Source organism: Kocuria soli, assembly GCF_003797835.1.
GTDB classification, from domain to species: domain Bacteria; phylum Actinomycetota; class Actinomycetes; order Actinomycetales; family Micrococcaceae; genus Kocuria; species Kocuria soli.
Window position 1 is genome coordinate 125,168 of record NZ_RKMF01000003.1, and the last position, 15,440, is coordinate 140,607.

The window sequence follows — 15,440 nt, forward strand, 5'->3', positions numbered from 1 at the left end:
ACTTGGTATTTGTGGCCATTGGTGGCTGAGATGGTCTGGGCGGGCGGCCTAACGACTGCGTGGCGGCGGCGCCGGAGCTCCCGCGGGCGGCGGGATCTTGGCGTAGCTCCGAACCGGGGTCGGCCCGGACGGGGCGTCGTCGTCGCTCTGTGCACTTGCTGTCCGCGGTCGCCCGGGTGCCGGATCCCAACCACGGTTGACCACCTTGAGCTGGACCAGGATTGCTGCACCCAGGACCAGCAGTCCGATGGCAAGCACCAAGACCAAGCCGCCGACCGCGCCCAGCTTGGCGGCCGATCCGACCGCCAGGCCGAACCAGCCGAAGTCGGCGTCGCCGAAGGTCGTGTTCTCGCCCCCGAAAGCACCCAGGACGGAGAGCAGGAACGCGGGCAGGAAGGTGATGATCAGACCGTTGACGAACCCTCCCGCCACGGCACCTCGCCGACCACCCGTGGCGTTGCCGTAGACGCCGGCCGCGCCACCCGTGAAGAAGTGGGGGACCAGGCCGGGCAGGATCAACGCGATCCCGAAGGCCGGGTTCAACCACGCCGACAGGACGGCCAGCCCCACCAGGCCTCCGGCGAAGCTCGAGGTGAAGCCCAGCAGCACGGCGTTCTGGGCGTAGGGGAACACGATCGGGGCGTCCAGTGCGGGGATGGCGCCGGGGACGACCTTGGCGGCGATGCCCTGGAAGGCCGGGACCAGCTCACCCAGGATGGTCCGCACGCCGAACAGGATCACGGCGACCGCCACACCGAACTGCAGGCCGTAGGTCACCGAGGTCATGAGGTAGTTGCCCACGCCCGTGGCCCCGCCCTCGAATGCCTGGAAGGCGGCTTCCGTGCCTGCGCGAGCCATGAACAGCACGGCCAGGACCACGTACATCAGGGCCATGGACAGCGCGGTGGCCACCATGGAGTCGCGGAGGAACCGCAGCCCTTCGGGCAGTTTCAGGTCCTCCGAGGACGGGCTGTTGCGCCCCACCAACCGACCCGTGGCGCCCGCGGCGATGTACCCGGCGGTGCCGAAGTGGCCGATCGCGATGCTGTCGTCCCCCGTGATCCTGCGGGTCCAGGGATGTGCCAACGCGGGCAGGGAGACCATCAGGATTCCCAACAGGAGCGCTCCCACGATCACGACGACGGCGCCCCCGTATCCGGCGGTGGCCAGGATGATCGTGAGCATGGTGGCCATGAACAACACGTGGTGACCCGTGAGGAACACGTAACGCAACGGGGTGAACCTCGCCAGCAGCAGCGAGATCACGAAGCCCAGGATCATGAGCCACGCGACCTGTCCGCCGTACTCGGCCTGGGCGATTCCGGCGATGGCCTCATTGGTCGGGACCACGCCTTGCGCGCCGGTGGCTCCCTGGATCATCACCCCGAGGGGGTCCAGCGAAGCGACCACCAGCGTGGCGCCGGCGCCGATGAGCAGGAATCCCAACGTGGCCTTGATGGCCCCGCCGATGACCTGACCCGCGCTCTTGCGCAGGGCGATCAGGCCCACCGCGGTGATGATGCCGATCAGGAACGCGGGAACCGAAAGGATCTCGTTGACCAGGAACTGTGCAGCTGCGACCAGCCAGTTCATCGTTCTCCCCTGTCAAGTGGTGTTGAAGAAGGTGGTGGAGTCCTGTGGTGGGACTCAGACGTCGTAGGAATCCCGCAGCGCCGCGTCGATCTCCTCGGTGCTGGTGAAGTTCGAGATGACTTTCACGGGGATGCCCGGGTCCCCCAGGGTTCGCGCAATCTCCCCGGAGGTCATGATCAGGTCCGCGTCCTTGGCCTTGCCCTTGGCGGAGATGGTGTCCGTGGCCTCGACCGTCAGGTATGGCCCCCAGCCCCACTGGTCCAGGACCTTCTCCAGCGTGTTCTTGAGGAAGAGGCTGGTGCCCAGGCCGTTGCCGCACACCGTGAGGATGTGGTCCTTGGTCGCGTGGGTGGGGGCGGAGACGTCTTCGCCCGCCGCCCCTTGTGTGCTGGCGGCGGTAGCGCCGGTGGCTGCTGCCGCCGTCGTCGATCCCTGGGCTTTGGGGGTCACGGCAGCGAGGGCGTCGTGGAACTGGCCGGGGGTGGTCGCGGACTCGAGGGCCTCCCGTGTGTCAGCGTCCCCCAGAGCCTGGGCCAGTTGCTGCATGGCGGTCAGGTGAGCCGAGCTGTCGACGGCGGCCAGGGCGGCCACCAGGGTGACGGGATCGTTGGACTCGTGGCCGAACGCCACGGGCTCGTCGAGGCGGATCCAGGCCATGCCGGTTCGATGGACGTCGTCGTTCGCGCGGGCATGGGCGAAAGCGAACCCGGGGGAGACCACGATGTACGGGCCGTTGTCCTCGACATTGCGGACCATGGCGTCCGTGTAATGCCCAGAACTGACGCCGTCGGTCTCCAGGAGCCGGCCCGCGGTCGTGATGGCCGCGCGCCAGTCAGCGGCCTGAACGTCCAGCCGGATGGAGTTGGGGCGGGTCAATTCATGCAGCGTTGCCATGCACCCACCGTAGTTGCCGCTACATGAGTGCGGCGTGGAACTGCTCGGGAGTTGCTGCGGTTGCGAGGGCTGTGCGCTTTGTGGGATCGGCCATGAGCGTGGCCAGCTGCTGGGTGGCCGCGATGTGTGAGGAACTGTTCATGGCTGCCAGTGATGCAATCAGGGTGACGGGGTCGTTGGATTCATGGCCGAACTCCACTGGTTCGGCCAACCGGATCCAGGCCATCCCGGTGTGGTGGACGTCGTCGTTCGCCCGGGCGTGGGCAAAAGCGAATCCGGGGGAGACCACGATGTACGGCCCGTGCTCCTCGACGTTGTGGATCATCGATTCCGTGTAGGAGTCGTCACTGATGCCGGCTGACACCAGGACCTCACCGACGGTCCTCATGGCGTCGTGCCAGTCGGCGGCACGGACATCGAGGCGGATGGAATCGGGTGTCACCAGTTCATGCAGCGTGGCCATGGGTACAGCCTACGGAGTCATGCGCGGGATGGGCATGGTTCCTGTTGCCAGGGGCATTCACCGGCTGGAACGCATACATTGTTCCGGCGCTGGTGGTGATCATGTTCGGCATGGGTCTCACGCTGACGCTTCCCGACTTCGCCCTGGTGCTGAAACGACCCATGCCCGTGCTGCTCGGCGTGGCACTGCAATACCTCATCATGCCGCTGCTTGCTTGGACCATCGCGGCCGTGTTGCACCTGCCGCCTCAATTGGCGGCCGGTCTAATTCTGGTGGGCAGTGTGCCAGGGGGAACGGCGTCGAACGTGGTGACTTACCTGGCTCGTGGCGACGTCGCCCTGTCCGTGACCATGACGTCACTGTCAACCGCACTCTCCCCGTTACTCACGCCGGTGATCACGTTGTGGCTGGCCGGGCAGTTCCTCCCCGTGCCTGCCGGGGACATGGCGATGTCTCTGGTCCAAATCGTGCTGATCCCGATCGTGGGCGGGCTGCTCGTGCGGACGTTCTTCTCCGGGTTCGTGCGGCGCATTGAACCTGCCTTGCCCTGGATTTCGGTTCTGGCCATCACCTTCGTGGTGGTCGCCGTCGTGTCGGCATCTACTGCGGTGCTCATGACCGCCGGGCTCGGACTGTTGATCGGCGTGGTGCTGCACAACCTCCTGGGGTACGGGCTGGGTTATGCCGTTGCTGCTGCGCTCCGAGTCCCTCCGGCGGCTCGGCGTGCGGTGTCGGTCGAGGTGGGAATGCAGAACTCGGGGCTCGCCTCAGGACTGGCCACTCAGTACTTCACACCCGAGGCTGCTCTGCCCGGCGCGGTGTTCTCCGTATGGCACAACATTTCCGGTGGCCTGTTGGCCTCGATCTGGGGCAGACGGCCCGTGGGGTGACGGAGGACTCCGGAGAGTCCGGGTCATCGGGCTGCGCTCACCATTCGTTCAGTCGCTTGAGCACCGCCAAGAACTCGTCCACGTTCGATGCAGTCTCCAATTGCTGCCTGGTCTCCTGGTTCTCCACCACGGACATGAGCTGCCGCATGGCCCGGATGTGTTGGGTGCTGTCCGCTGAGGCCAGGGCTGCAACCAGGGTGACGGGGTCGTTGTCGGCGTTGCCGAACTTGACCGGCTTCTTGAGACGCGCCCAGGACATGGCCGTCCGACTCACGAGATCGGGGGCTTGCGCGTGGGCGAAGGCGAATCCCGGTGCGATCACGATGTATGGCCCGTGCTCCTCGACGTTCTTGATCATGGCCTTGGTGAACGCCGGTGATCCAGCGCCTGACTTGGCCAGAAGCTTTCCCGCCGCCCTGATTGCCGACCGCCAGTCATGCGCACGCGCGTCGAGACGAATCGATTCCGGGGTCACGAGTTCATGCAGCTGGGCCATACCTACACATTAGGTGAGACCGGCGGTTTTGGTAGCCGAAGTGACGGACTCATGGTCTGTGCGGCCGACGACGCTCCTACGATGGACGCACCATCCGGATCCGGCGCTCGGGTCCTGCGGCACCGCATAGTGGGGAGCGACAGATTGGCCGGAAGCTTCATCGACGTCGACGGCGCAGCTGCTCGCCTCCGCAGGATCGCCCACCGCACACCCGTGATGACCTCGACCCGATTGAACGAGTGGGCCGGAGCCGAGGTGTTCTTCAAGTGCGAGAACTTCCAGCGGGCCGGCGCCTTCAAGTTCAGAGGCGCGTACAACGCCGTGACCAGGGCGAAGGAAGCGGGGGCGCGCGGCGTCGTCGCATTTTCCTCCGGTAATCACGCCCAGGCGGTGGCGCTCGCGGGACGCCTGAACCACGTGCCCACCACGATCGTCATGCCCACGGACGCCCCAGCGGTCAAGCGCGCCGCCACGGAAGGGTACGGGGCGCGAGTGGTGGAGTACGACCGCTACACACAGAACCGCACGAGCGTGGCCGAGGACATCGCGCGTGAGCAGGACGCGGCCCTGATTCCGCCGTTCGATCATCCGGACGTGGTGGCAGGGCAGGCCACGGTGGGACGTGAGTTGTGTGAAGAGATTCCCGACCTGGACGTGATCGTCACCCCGCTAGGCGGAGGGGGCCTGACCTCCGGCGTCGCTCTGGCGGCCCACGCACACGACCCGAACATCCAGATCATCGGGGTGGAACCCGAGGCCGGAGACGACGCACGGCGCTCCTTGGAACAAGGGCGGATCGTTTCCATCGAGGTGCCACGCACCATTGCCGACGGCGCCCAGACCGTGGCGTTGGCACCGCTCACCTTCGGGATCCTGCAGCGGGAGAACGTTCAGGTCAGTACCGCCAGTGACGAGCAACTGGTCGAGGCGATGCGGGCGATGGCACAGTCCATGAAGGTGATCGTGGAACCCACGGCCGCGTTGGGGCTGGCTTGGGTCCTGAACTCTGAGGAATTGGCAGGTCGACGGGTTGGGGTGGTACTGAGCGGTGGGAACGTCGACCTGCGCCGGTTCGCCGAACTGATCGGTTGATTTGAACGGGAGGATCGGCGGCAGTCGACAAGGTGCCCTCGACGATTCCTGAGATCGTCGAGGGCACCTTTCATAGTTCGTGTCCGAGCGTGACGCAGGGCGGGCGGGTCACTTGTAGTGGCCGACGCCGCCCTTGCGCTTGTTGGTCGGAATGTAGGCGTACGGGCCCAAGCCGTTGTCCCCGAACGAGTAGTCCACGGCGGTGGTCTCGCCCGAGATGTTGACCTTCACCGTGGGAGACAGCGTGCCGCCGCGACGCCCGTCCACGTTGTCGATGAACGACTGGATGAGCCCGCCCGGCTGGATGTAATGCGAGTAGGCCTGGAATTGGCGGGGGTTCTGACCGACTGTGGGGGACTCCGGAGCATCGGCCGGCAGGTTCAGGTCCGTCGGTGATCCGAGGACCAGGCCCGAGTCGTTGAGCGGCTGGAAGTCCGAACGAATGCCATCGCCGACGAACCCGTAGACGCCATCCGGGCCCCGAAGACCATTCGCGTAGGTGAACTGATGCGAGATGGTGAACAGGTAGTACTTCCCGTCCTGCAGGATCATCTGCGGGCGTTCCGTCTGGTCGTTGACCCCGTAAGCCGTGAGGATCGGAGGCAGCATGGTCCACGAGGTCAGATCCTTGGAATCAGCCCAGGCCAGGACGATGTTGCCACGTTGGTAGTGGGCGCCCATGCCGTTGACCTCCTCGACGGTCTCAGCGAACGGGTCGCCGTCGACGTAGCCCAGGTCCTCCTCGGTCACGTGGGTCTCCTCCGAGCCGAGCACGCCTCCGCCCACGCCTTCGTCGCTCGCACTGATGCGGCCTTCCACGGTGGCCAACACCGCTGGTTTCCCGTCGGTGCCCGGCCGAGGAGTGCCGAACGTGGTGGCTGTGTAGAACACGCGCACCTTGTTGCCCTGCATCAAGCGGGTGGAGCCGGACCACTCGGTGTTGGACAGGGACGAGTCCTCTGGGAAGAGCAGCCCGCCGTAGGTCCAGGAGGAGTTCAGCTCTGCCGTGGACTTGCGGTAGAAGTAGCCGATCTTGGCGCTCCAGTGCCGGGAGTCGAAGGGGATGGAGCGGGGTGCCACCAGGCTGAAGATCACGTCCCAGCCCTTGTAGCTCATCTGATTCGAATGTTCATCGGTTAGGGACCAGGTGTCCCAGACCCAGACTTCGTCATTCATGACGGGGAAGTCCTTGGGGATTTCCGGCATGGTCACGGAATCCGGCATCGAGTTCTCGCCGCGTGGGACGGATTCGTCGTTCTGCTGCGTCATGATCTGGCGCGCATCGGCGCGGGTCCACTTGGCGGCGAAGTCCGAGGAGATCGGGTCGTAGGCCTGCTGGGTGTGCGGTGTTGGTTGCGGGCCCTCTGCGGCCCACGCCTTGTCCGTGCGGTAGCTGACCGAGGTCAAGGTCGCGGCCGCCGTGACGGCGGCCGCCAACCTTCCGAACGACCGTCGGCTGATCTGGCGGTCGGCGAGGTTCGAATCTTCGGGCATGACGTTCCCTTTCAGTCACGGGTGCGAGCGTGAACAGGGGAGGTGCTCGCGCCGTGATCAGGGCCGTTATCAGTTCGTTATCGAACGTGGGCTGATAAATCCGATGTGTGAGCCAATCCGTACTTAACGAATTTTCATGTAACTTGGCACGTATATGTCTCAACGGCTTGGGCTACGTGGAGCCGGGCCTTCCGTGGGCGGCGGCCAGTTGAATGTAATGATTGGTGATTGCTATTCCGTAACGGTTATATCGATTTTCGACCGGTGTGAACGGCTTCGTAGTAGTTTCCATGTTCAAGGCCGGGGCGCACCTCACGCTCTGACCACCAACGGACTCATCCACCGTGGAATCGAGCTTGAAATGGCCCGAAGGCTTTTCTCTGAGATTTCACCGTTGACCTACAAGATTTCGGTCAAACGGCAACAGCTGCAGCGCAATGCTATTGATGCAATGGTGCGATAGTCATTCGCGAAGCAGGGCACCGGCGAAAGTCTTGGCATCAAGGTGTATTCCCACAACTCACTCATTCGTCGTCGTTTGGGAAATACTCATCCCGAGCTTCAGGAGGGTAAGGCGCGGTCGCTGTCCCTGGCCGCGCCGCATGTTGATGGGGTGGTCATCGCGCCGGGTGAGACATTCTCCTTTTGGCGCTTGGTCGGTGAGCCTCCACAGCGAAAGGGATACTTGCCGGGTCTGATGATCGAGGGTGACCATGCGGCAGTCGGTGTGGGAGGTGGGCTGTGTCAGTTCACCAATCTCCTGCACTGGATGACGTTGCACTCTTCGTTGACCATCGTGGAGCACCACCACCACAGTGGGTTGGACCTTTTCCCGGACTTCCAGCGACAGATCCCATTCGGAACGGGCACATCGATTGTTTGGAACTTCCTGGACTATCGGGTCCGGAATGATACAGATCAGACATTTCAGTTCCGAGTCCGCGTGGACGATGAATACCTCCGCGGCGAGCTGTGTTCAGATCAAGCCCTGCCGATGAAGTATCACATTCGGGAGGAAGATGCCTATTTCTACCGGGCTGCCGATCCGCGGACGGCTGCATCCACCGTGCGACGGCACAACGTGGTCATGCGAGACACCCGCGACAAGCGCACGGGCAACATTGTGAAAACGGAGCGTCCGCTCGAGAACGATGCCTTGGCCTGCTACGACCCCGACATGATCCGGGACGAGATCCTGCCCGAGAAGCCCTCGGTGTGACTCAGCGCGTGACCTCGTCCCGGCTCAGGGGTCACGGCGTCGGCATGCCACCGTTCACGTTCAACGTCTCACCGATCACGTAGCTGGATTCGGCTGACGCCAGGAACACGTACGCGGGGGCCACTTCCGTGGGCTGACCCGCACGGCCCAGGCCGGTGTCCTGCCCGAAGTTCGGCAGTTTTTCCTTCGGCTGCCCGTCGCTGACCTGCAGCGGCGTCCAGAAGGGACCCGGGGCCACGGAGTTCACCCGGATTCCGCGGGGGGCCAGCTGTTCGGCGAGGCCCTTGGTGAAGTTGTTGATCGCGGCCTTGGTGGAGGCGTAGTCCAACAGGGTCGGGGACGGCTTGTACGCCTGGATGGACGTGGAGTTGATGATCGAGGACCCGGCAGGCATGTGCTTGAGCGCAGCGCGCGTCAACCGGAACATGCTCAAGACGTTGACGTTGAAGGTGTCCTCGACCTGCTCGTCGGTCAACGCCTCCAGCCCGTCCTCCACGGCGATTTGGCGGCCGGCGTTGTTCACCAAGATGTTCAGGCCACCCAGGGCGGTGACAGCCTGATCGACCAACTCAGCGGCCGCGTCTCGGTCCGCGAGGTCACCGGGGAGGAGTTCAACCTTGCGTCCCGTGTCGGCCACGGCGTCGCGGACCCATTCGGCGTCCTCTTGTTCCGCGGGCAGGTAATTGAGGGCGATGTCGGCTCCCTCGCGTGCGAAGGCAATGGCGACGGCGGCGCCCAGGCCCGAGTCGGCCCCCGTGATGAGGGCCTTGCGACCCTCCAGGCGCCCCGTGCCGCGGTAAGAGTGTTCGCCGCGGTCCGTCTTGGGCTCGAGTGTCTTGTCCAGGCCGGGCTCCGGCTGGTCCTGTTTGGGAGGTTCGATCGCCTCGTAACGGGTCACGGGGTTCTGGAAGACCAGCTGATCGGTGGTCTCGTTGTGTGCGTCCTGGTTCGAGCTCATGAAGGCCTCCTGGTCGATTGTGGTTGCCGTGGCTCCGAAGAGCGCTCGCCACCAGCCTATTCATCAGTAGCCTGATTAAAAACCCCTCCGTCGATTTAGGGGTTGTTCCGCCTATTCGCCCCAATAGGCGGAACAACCCCGAACTCAGCGCAGGTGGGAGGCGGAATGGGTGGGTAGCGTTGCCGAATGACCAGTGACGACCTCCGCCGCCAACTCGACGCCATCTTCAACGCGCGTGACCGCGCAAACATGGCTCCGACCATCGAAGCCTTCGAGGCTCTCCTGGCGAAGCATCCGGGCGACCCCGAAGTGCTCTTCAAGGTAGGCGGTGCTTATGACACCGCGGGTCAGGAGCAGCGAGCCCTGGAGTTCTACGAACGGGCCTTGGACGCGGGGCTGAGCGGGGACTCCCTTCGTGCGTTCTACCTGCCGTACGGAAGTACGCTCAAGAACGTCGGGCGGGTCGAAGAGTCCTTGGCGGTGTTCGAGAGGGCGCGGGAACAGTTTCCTGACGACGCCGCGCTCGTCGTCTTCCATGCGCTCACTCTCCATGAATCTGGACAGCATGGTGCGGCTCTGGGCGAAGTCCTCACCATGGTGGCGGACCGCCTGGACCGTCCGGAGATCGCCCGTTACGAACCTGCTATCCGCGGATATGCAGCAGCCCTGACGGAGCAGGCCTAAGCCCATTTCGGGGTTGTTCCGCCTATTCGCCCCAATAGGCGGAACAACCCCGAACTCGGCGTAGGGAGGTGGGGCGGGCAGGCGCCGTTAGGCTTGTAGATCGACGACCGACGGGGAGGATGAAGTGACGATTGGATTTTGGGGTGGCTTGGGGCTTCTGGTCCTGTCCTTCCTGCTGCTGACCCTGTGCGTCTTCGTCGGTATGTGGGTGATCGGCGGTGCCGGGCGCGGGGCGAACAAGCTGCGCGGAGGAAAGCGTCGGAAGTCGATCCTGTTCCCCCGGCGTCGATGACCCCGCCCGTCACCCCCACACCGCCGTCGCGGCTGGTCGGCGGCGCAGTCGCGATCCTGACTGCTGACATGTTGGAGCCATCCGGCCATGGACTGCGCGGGAAGGTCCTGACCAACCCCAACGTGGATCTGACGTTGGCTCTCTAAGACGACCTGGCGCCGGCTGGACCAGGGTTGGACCTCCCCACGGCCGGGGCAGCTGCATGGTGGACACCGGCCGGATCCGTGTTCAACCCCCTCGACATCGGGTTACCGGCGAGGGTCAACGCGATCCTGGCCGTTGGAGATCAGGATGCTCTACTGCGCGAAGCACGGGAGTTCTCCCACCGGAATCCCGGCCGCGTAAAACTCCATGAGATCCGCGTTGCGGGTCATGGGTTCTTTGGGGGAGGGGACCCCGCATCGCGTCACGGCACTTCGCTTGTCTTGGCAGATGCCCTCGCTTTGCTGGAAACCCGTACACTTCACCAAAGCTCGAGTCGCAGGGATTGCGGGGAGGCCAAACCGTGAGCTTGACCGACTTTCACCCGCCCTACACTGCGGTCATCTTCACGAGCACCCTGGCCGGGAACGCGCCGGGGTATGAGGAGATGGCCGCTCGGATGGAAATGCTGGTCGTCGACCAACCGGGCTACCTGGGTCACGAATCCGCGCGGACGCCCGGTGGCCTTGGCATCACGGTTTCCTATTGGCGTACGGCCCAAGACGCCCAGGCGTGGAAGGGCAACCACGAACACCTTCTGGCACAGTCGGCGGGTTCGCGGACGTGGTACTCGGACTACAGCGTCCGAATCGCCGTCGTCGAACGGCAGTACGACAGGTCGACGTCGCCGCACTGAAGGCTCCGCCCTTCGCCCCTGACCATGTCCACTTGAGTGACCTGATACCTGGAAGCCAGTGAAAAGAAGCTTTTTCGGTTGGCCTTTCGGAGATCAGGGGCTCACCCCTTGGCCAGTGATGTATTCCGTGCATTGACCGTCGTGTCAAGCGCGACTAATTTTCAGAACACCAGAGGAACTTCGGCCGGAGGAAATCTATCAACAACCCGTCGCAAGAGATATGGGGCGATGGGGTTGTGTGCGGCGGGTGAGGTCTTCAGATCTTCACTTCATTTCTTCACGAGGGAAAATTCCCGATGAAATTCGGGTCACCTCTCATGCATTGTCTCGGATTCATGTTCTGTGTTCCTGAAAGGTCGAATCGATCATGAAAACAGTCTCTTTGTCCCAGAAGCTGGCAACGGTCTCCACATGCGTGGTGATTTGCGCCAGTGGCCTGTACGCCGCCGTGACGCCTGCGAGTGCAGCGGATCCTTATCCGAACGCTCCCAACTGCGTGGTGGAATCAGACCATGTCAAGGTGAAGTCCGGCTCCACGGGTAACTCTGTCAAGGAAGCCCAGTGCTGGCTGAACAAGTACAACTACGGCCTGAGCGTGGACGGAAAGTTCGGTCCCGCGACGGACGCGGCCGTCCGTAGCTTCCAGAAGGCCCACGGTCTCACCGCCGACGGTGTCGTGGGGCCCAAGACCTGGAATGCGCTGATCTACGGGAGCAAGCCATCGCAGGACTCTCGAGCGGCGCGCGTGAACTCGGTGATCAGCTACGCGCGGTCCCAGGTGGGGGATCGATACGTGTGGGGTGCTGAGGGCCCCAATTCCTTTGACTGCTCAGGCCTGACCCTCCGTGCCTTTGAGAAGGCGGGCATCAAGCTCCCCCGGACCTCCGGTGCGCAGGCTGCTGCCTACCCGAAGGTTCCGGCGTCCCAACGTCAGCCGGGTGACCTCATGCACTACCCGGGCCACGTGGGGATTTACGTCGGCAACGGAAAGATGATCGACGCCTCGCGTTCGAAGGGAGAGGTCGTCGAACGCCCGGTGTGGGGTACCCCGACCTACCACCGGGTGATTCCCTGATCCGTCACAGCCAGCCAACCAGGCACCAATGAGCATCCGGTGTGATCGTCGTCAATGACGATCACACCGGATGCTCATGCGCGTCTTCCGTCAGCCTTTCCCGTCGAGTTCTCCGAACGTGTCCGCCACCCAGTCGGCGATGAACTCGGACACGTACGGGAAGTGGTCCAACCCGATGTGTTCGGCGCCGCCTTCCTCCCGGGTGAAGATCCGCAGCTCCCGTTTGGGGCTGTTGACGGCTTGGTCGAAGGAACGGTGCGCGTACTCGACCGGAATCTGCCGGTCGTTCTCCCCGTGGGCGATCAGGAACGGCACGCTGATCTTCTCGACCACTCCGTCCAGGTGCACGCCGTCGGCGAAGTCCAGGAAGTCCTCCAGGATCTCGCCCTCGTACCCCCAGACCCACTGCACGTGCTCCCAGTAGTGGGGGACGGGTCGCTCGCCTTCGCGTTCCTTACGACGGCGCTGGACCGCCCCCCAGTTGTGGTTGGCTCCCCAGGCGACAACCAGCGCCAGGCGCTTCTCGAAGGCCGCTGCCCGCGGGGCGTAGTACCCGCCCAGTGACCAGCCGAGCAGCCCGATGCGGTCGGCGCGGACGTCGTCGCGCGTGAGCAGGTAGTCCACGCAGGCCGCCGCCCATTCCTCGGAATCGATCTGCGAGGTCAACCCCTGGAGCCTCAGTGCTTCGCCGGTCCCCGGGGTGTCGACCATGAGGGTGGAGATGCCGCGTTCGGCCAGTTCCGCGGGGTGCCCGGAGACGAACATGTGCTCCTTGGTCGAGTCCAACCCGTTGAACATGATCATCACGGGTGCGGGACCCTCAGCGGTGGCCGGCGCCTTGCTGAAATATGCGGGCAACGTGGTGTCGCGGAACGGGACCTCCACCCTGGAGACGTTCGGGTGCGCCAGCCGGAAGGAGTTCTCGGCCAGTTCCAGACAACGGCGGTAGGTGGCCAACCGCTCGGTGGAACTGTTGGACTGCATACGCTCGGCGTGGATCAGGTAGTCCAGCGCCCGGAAGTACGTCCGGCCGGCGGATGTGGTGCGCCCGGCAGCTTCCTGCTCCTCGGCCTGGGTCACCAGCTGGTCCACCAGACCGGTCCACGCCTTGAGGAAGTCTTCCGTGCCCACGTCCTCGTTGGTCGTGGCCACGTCGCGCAAGGGGCGGCACGCGCGGTCGACCTCGTCGATCTGGCCTCCGGAGTTGAGCGTGGCCACCACACTCAGGTTCCAGACGTAGTTGCCCGGGAAGTACTCGAACACGGGGCGTCCTTTCGTTGACGTTCAGGTCGGTTGTCGTCAGGGGTGGGGGCGGCAGGCGAGGGGTCAGGGAAGCGGTGCCCCGCGCCGTCGTCGTCGCGGGTCACCGAACCTGCTCAGCCGCGACCCTGGACCGCGTAGGGGTTGAGCAGGGCTTCCTTCATCTCTTCCGACGCGCCTTCCTCCGTGGCCGTGAAACCTTCGGCCTGGGGGAAGGACTCGGTCATGGACTGCGGCATGGCGCCGTTGCGGTAGAAGTTGTTGGATCCTTGGGACGGCTTCCAGGTGTTGGCTTCCCAGTCCGGCACGTAGTTGCGGTAACCGCCGGAGTTCAGTTCCACGCGCAGTGCCGACGGCTCACGGAAGTACAGGAAGTTCTGCTCGCCGATGCCGTGGATGGAGGGTCCGTACTCCATGGGCGTCCCGTGCTCCATCAGGACATCGGCGGTGCGCAGCAGGTCCTCGTGGGTGTCCACCCAGAACGCGATGTGGTTGACGCGTCCGGCGCGCTCGGAGGTGTCCAGGACGACGCCGAGGTCGTGGGACTTCTCATTGGTCGTGAGCACCGAGAACACGGTGATGGGGGCTTCGTCCAGATCGGTGAAGGCCATGACGCGGAAGCCGAGGTTCTGCGAGTACCACTCGGCGAACCCGTGGACGTCCGAGGTGGCCACGGTGACGTGGTCCAGGAACCGCGGAGCGCACGAATGCTGACTGCGCTTCTCCGGGCGATCGGGGTAGATGGAGGCCAGCTCCTCGGGCGCCTGGTACTTCTCGACCTCCCAGACAAGGCGCATCGGGTGACCGTACGGGCCGGTGAACTCGTAGGCGCGGCCATAGCAGTAACCGCCCTCGGTCCATTCACCCGTGATCCCGGAGGCCTCGATGCGGGACGCCGCGGTTTCCAGCGCCTCCGGGGACGTGGTGCGCCACGCCATCCGGTGCAGTGAGGGTTCGTCCCCGGGCACCAGCACCAGGCTGTACGTGCTGTAGTCGCCCCAGCAGCGCAGGTACACGCGGTCATCGGCCCGGTGGACCTCCCGCATGCCGAACTTCTCGATGTAGAACGTGGCCGAGGCCTCGACGTCCGGGCAGGTGATCTCCAGGTGGCTCAGGTGAGCAAGCAGCTTCTCCACGGTGGTGGCCTTTCGACGATGTTCGGTCCACGGCGCTCCCTGCAATTCGCGGGGACTCGCGGGAGCGATGCGATGTGATTCCGAACACCATCGTGGGCGCCGCCGTCCGTCGGCGGAATCCCGTGATTCTCATATCAAGTATCGACGGCATGAATGCGTCGGGGTTGACCGGCTTCCTAGCATCGACTGCATGAATGAGATGGGTGAAGGTCGATTGCTTGACGACGTAGCGCCAAGGGTCCTCGCCGACCTCACGGGATGCGTGGTCGTGGTCACCGGGGCCAACGGTGGGCAGGGGCTGGCCGAAGCGGCCATGCTCGTCACGGCCGGGGCCCGGGTGATCGTCGGTGACCTCAAGCCCGAACCCTCCGACGAGTTGCGGCGGGTGCTCGACGACGCCGACCGCGCCACCGGTGGAGCCGACTACGTGTGCCTGGACGTGACCTCGCCCGAAGCCTGGTCCCGCGTTACCGAGGTGGCCGAAGGGAAGTACGGGCGGATCGACGGGTTGGTCAACAACGCCGGCATCACCCGGCGACCCCGTCTTCTCGAAGCCACGCCGGAGGACATGCGGGCCGTTGCGGACGTCAACGTCACGGGCGCGCTCCTGGGAATCCAGGCCTGCGCACCGCTCATGGGCCAAGGAGGATCGATCGTCAACGTCGGTTCGGTGGCAGCGCTGACGGGTCACTACCCGGTGGCGTACACCGCCAGCAAGTGGGGACTCCGCGGCCTGTCGGCGGCAGCAGCCACCGAACTCGGCCCCCGCGGGATCCGCGTGAACACGGTCCACCCGGGGTTCATCGAGACTCCCATGACGGCCTCTGCGCGGCCGGAGTTCCGCGCCGCCAACCTGGCCGAGACCCCGCTGGGTCGCACCGGGACTCCGGAGGAGGTGGCCGCCGTCGTCCTCTTCCTGCTCAGTCCCGCCGCCTCCTACGTCACGGGCGCGGAGATCCCCGTGGACGGCGGGCAGTCCGCCCACGGCGGTGCCAAGTCGATCTCCGACGCGCTGCGCTGACCGGGAGGGTGGGGGAGACCCCCGGCCCGGTCAGC

At 64.7% G+C, this 15,440-nt stretch carries 17 protein-coding genes; 9 read left to right on the top strand and 8 right to left on the bottom strand.

Going from position 1 to position 15,440, the window contains the following annotated elements; translation table 11 throughout:
- Window positions 1-48: 48 nt before the first annotated feature.
- From EDL96_RS03395 to EDL96_RS03405, 3 genes are read right to left on the bottom strand one after another with little or no spacing between them, the layout of a single operon-like run.
- Window positions 49-1,593 (bottom strand): PTS ascorbate transporter subunit IIC, encoded by a 1,545-nt coding sequence (locus EDL96_RS03395; protein ID WP_123824416.1) that lies wholly within the window; start codon window positions 1,591-1,593, stop codon window positions 49-51.
- A 54-nt stretch (window positions 1,594-1,647) separates the two neighbouring features.
- Window positions 1,648-2,487, bottom strand: a complete 840-nt coding sequence (locus tag EDL96_RS03400) for a PTS sugar transporter subunit IIA (protein WP_123824417.1) — start codon at window positions 2,485-2,487, stop codon at window positions 1,648-1,650.
- A gap of 19 nt (window positions 2,488-2,506) precedes the next feature.
- The gene (locus tag EDL96_RS03405; RefSeq protein ID WP_123824418.1) at window positions 2,507-2,950 is read right to left on the bottom strand and encodes a PTS sugar transporter subunit IIA; all 444 of its coding nucleotides are present in this window, start codon (window positions 2,948-2,950) and stop codon (window positions 2,507-2,509) included.
- A gap of 44 nt (window positions 2,951-2,994) precedes the next feature.
- Here EDL96_RS03405 and EDL96_RS03410 point away from each other — a divergent pair, with 44 nt between their 5' ends.
- Window positions 2,995-3,840, top strand: a complete 846-nt coding sequence (locus EDL96_RS03410) for a bile acid:sodium symporter family protein (RefSeq protein WP_233568651.1) — start codon at window positions 2,995-2,997, stop codon at window positions 3,838-3,840.
- Window positions 3,841-3,877: 37 nt separating this feature from the next.
- On the opposite strand, the gene EDL96_RS03415 is transcribed toward EDL96_RS03410, so the two are convergent.
- Entirely contained in the window at window positions 3,878-4,336 is a 459-nt protein-coding gene (locus EDL96_RS03415) for a PTS sugar transporter subunit IIA (RefSeq protein WP_123824419.1), read from the bottom strand.
- A gap of 144 nt (window positions 4,337-4,480) precedes the next feature.
- Between EDL96_RS03415 and EDL96_RS03420 the strand changes: the two genes are divergently transcribed.
- Window positions 4,481-5,428: a pyridoxal-phosphate dependent enzyme gene (locus EDL96_RS03420; RefSeq protein ID WP_233568652.1), complete on the top strand. Its 948-nt coding sequence runs from the start codon at window positions 4,481-4,483 to the stop codon at window positions 5,426-5,428.
- 108 nt (window positions 5,429-5,536) lie between these two features.
- On the opposite strand, the gene EDL96_RS03425 is transcribed toward EDL96_RS03420, so the two are convergent.
- Entirely contained in the window at window positions 5,537-6,922 is a 1,386-nt protein-coding gene (locus EDL96_RS03425; protein WP_123824421.1) for a glycoside hydrolase family 68 protein, read from the bottom strand.
- Window positions 6,923-7,427: 505 nt separating this feature from the next.
- Between EDL96_RS03425 and EDL96_RS03430 the strand changes: the two genes are divergently transcribed.
- Entirely contained in the window at window positions 7,428-8,141 is a 714-nt protein-coding gene (locus EDL96_RS03430; protein WP_233568653.1) for a VanW family protein, read from the top strand.
- Between the two features lie 31 nt (window positions 8,142-8,172).
- Here EDL96_RS03430 and EDL96_RS03435 read toward each other — a convergent pair whose 3' ends face one another.
- A complete protein-coding gene (locus EDL96_RS03435; protein WP_123824422.1) occupies window positions 8,173-9,099 on the bottom strand; it encodes an SDR family oxidoreductase in 927 nt (308 codons plus the stop codon).
- Window positions 9,100-9,285: 186 nt separating this feature from the next.
- Here EDL96_RS03435 and EDL96_RS03440 point away from each other — a divergent pair, with 186 nt between their 5' ends.
- From EDL96_RS03440 to EDL96_RS03450, 5 genes are all read left to right on the top strand, one after another.
- Window positions 9,286-9,783: a tetratricopeptide repeat protein gene (locus EDL96_RS03440; RefSeq protein WP_123824423.1), complete on the top strand. Its 498-nt coding sequence runs from the start codon at window positions 9,286-9,288 to the stop codon at window positions 9,781-9,783.
- 124 nt (window positions 9,784-9,907) lie between these two features.
- Window positions 9,908-10,075, top strand: a complete 168-nt coding sequence (locus tag EDL96_RS13335) for a hypothetical protein (RefSeq protein WP_158609484.1) — start codon at window positions 9,908-9,910, stop codon at window positions 10,073-10,075.
- The gene (locus EDL96_RS13340; protein ID WP_158609486.1) at window positions 10,072-10,221 is read left to right on the top strand and encodes a hypothetical protein; all 150 of its coding nucleotides are present in this window, start codon (window positions 10,072-10,074) and stop codon (window positions 10,219-10,221) included. Before EDL96_RS13335 ends, EDL96_RS13340 begins: the two co-directional genes overlap by 4 nt.
- A 359-nt stretch (window positions 10,222-10,580) precedes the next feature.
- The gene (locus tag EDL96_RS03445; RefSeq protein ID WP_123824424.1) at window positions 10,581-10,913 is read left to right on the top strand and encodes an antibiotic biosynthesis monooxygenase family protein; all 333 of its coding nucleotides are present in this window, start codon (window positions 10,581-10,583) and stop codon (window positions 10,911-10,913) included.
- A gap of 367 nt (window positions 10,914-11,280) precedes the next feature.
- Window positions 11,281-11,988, top strand: a complete 708-nt coding sequence (locus tag EDL96_RS03450) for a C40 family peptidase (RefSeq protein ID WP_123824425.1) — start codon at window positions 11,281-11,283, stop codon at window positions 11,986-11,988.
- A gap of 90 nt (window positions 11,989-12,078) precedes the next feature.
- On the opposite strand, the gene EDL96_RS03455 is transcribed toward EDL96_RS03450, so the two are convergent.
- The gene (locus EDL96_RS03455) at window positions 12,079-13,251 is read right to left on the bottom strand and encodes an alpha/beta hydrolase family protein (RefSeq protein WP_123824426.1); all 1,173 of its coding nucleotides are present in this window, start codon (window positions 13,249-13,251) and stop codon (window positions 12,079-12,081) included.
- 113 nt (window positions 13,252-13,364) lie between these two features.
- Entirely contained in the window at window positions 13,365-14,384 is a 1,020-nt protein-coding gene (locus EDL96_RS03460) for a VOC family protein (RefSeq protein ID WP_123824427.1), read from the bottom strand.
- Window positions 14,385-14,574: 190 nt separating this feature from the next.
- Between EDL96_RS03460 and EDL96_RS03465 the strand changes: the two genes are divergently transcribed.
- Entirely contained in the window at window positions 14,575-15,405 is an 831-nt protein-coding gene (locus EDL96_RS03465; protein WP_123824428.1) for an SDR family NAD(P)-dependent oxidoreductase, read from the top strand.
- The last annotated feature ends 35 nt before the right edge of the window (window positions 15,406-15,440 follow it).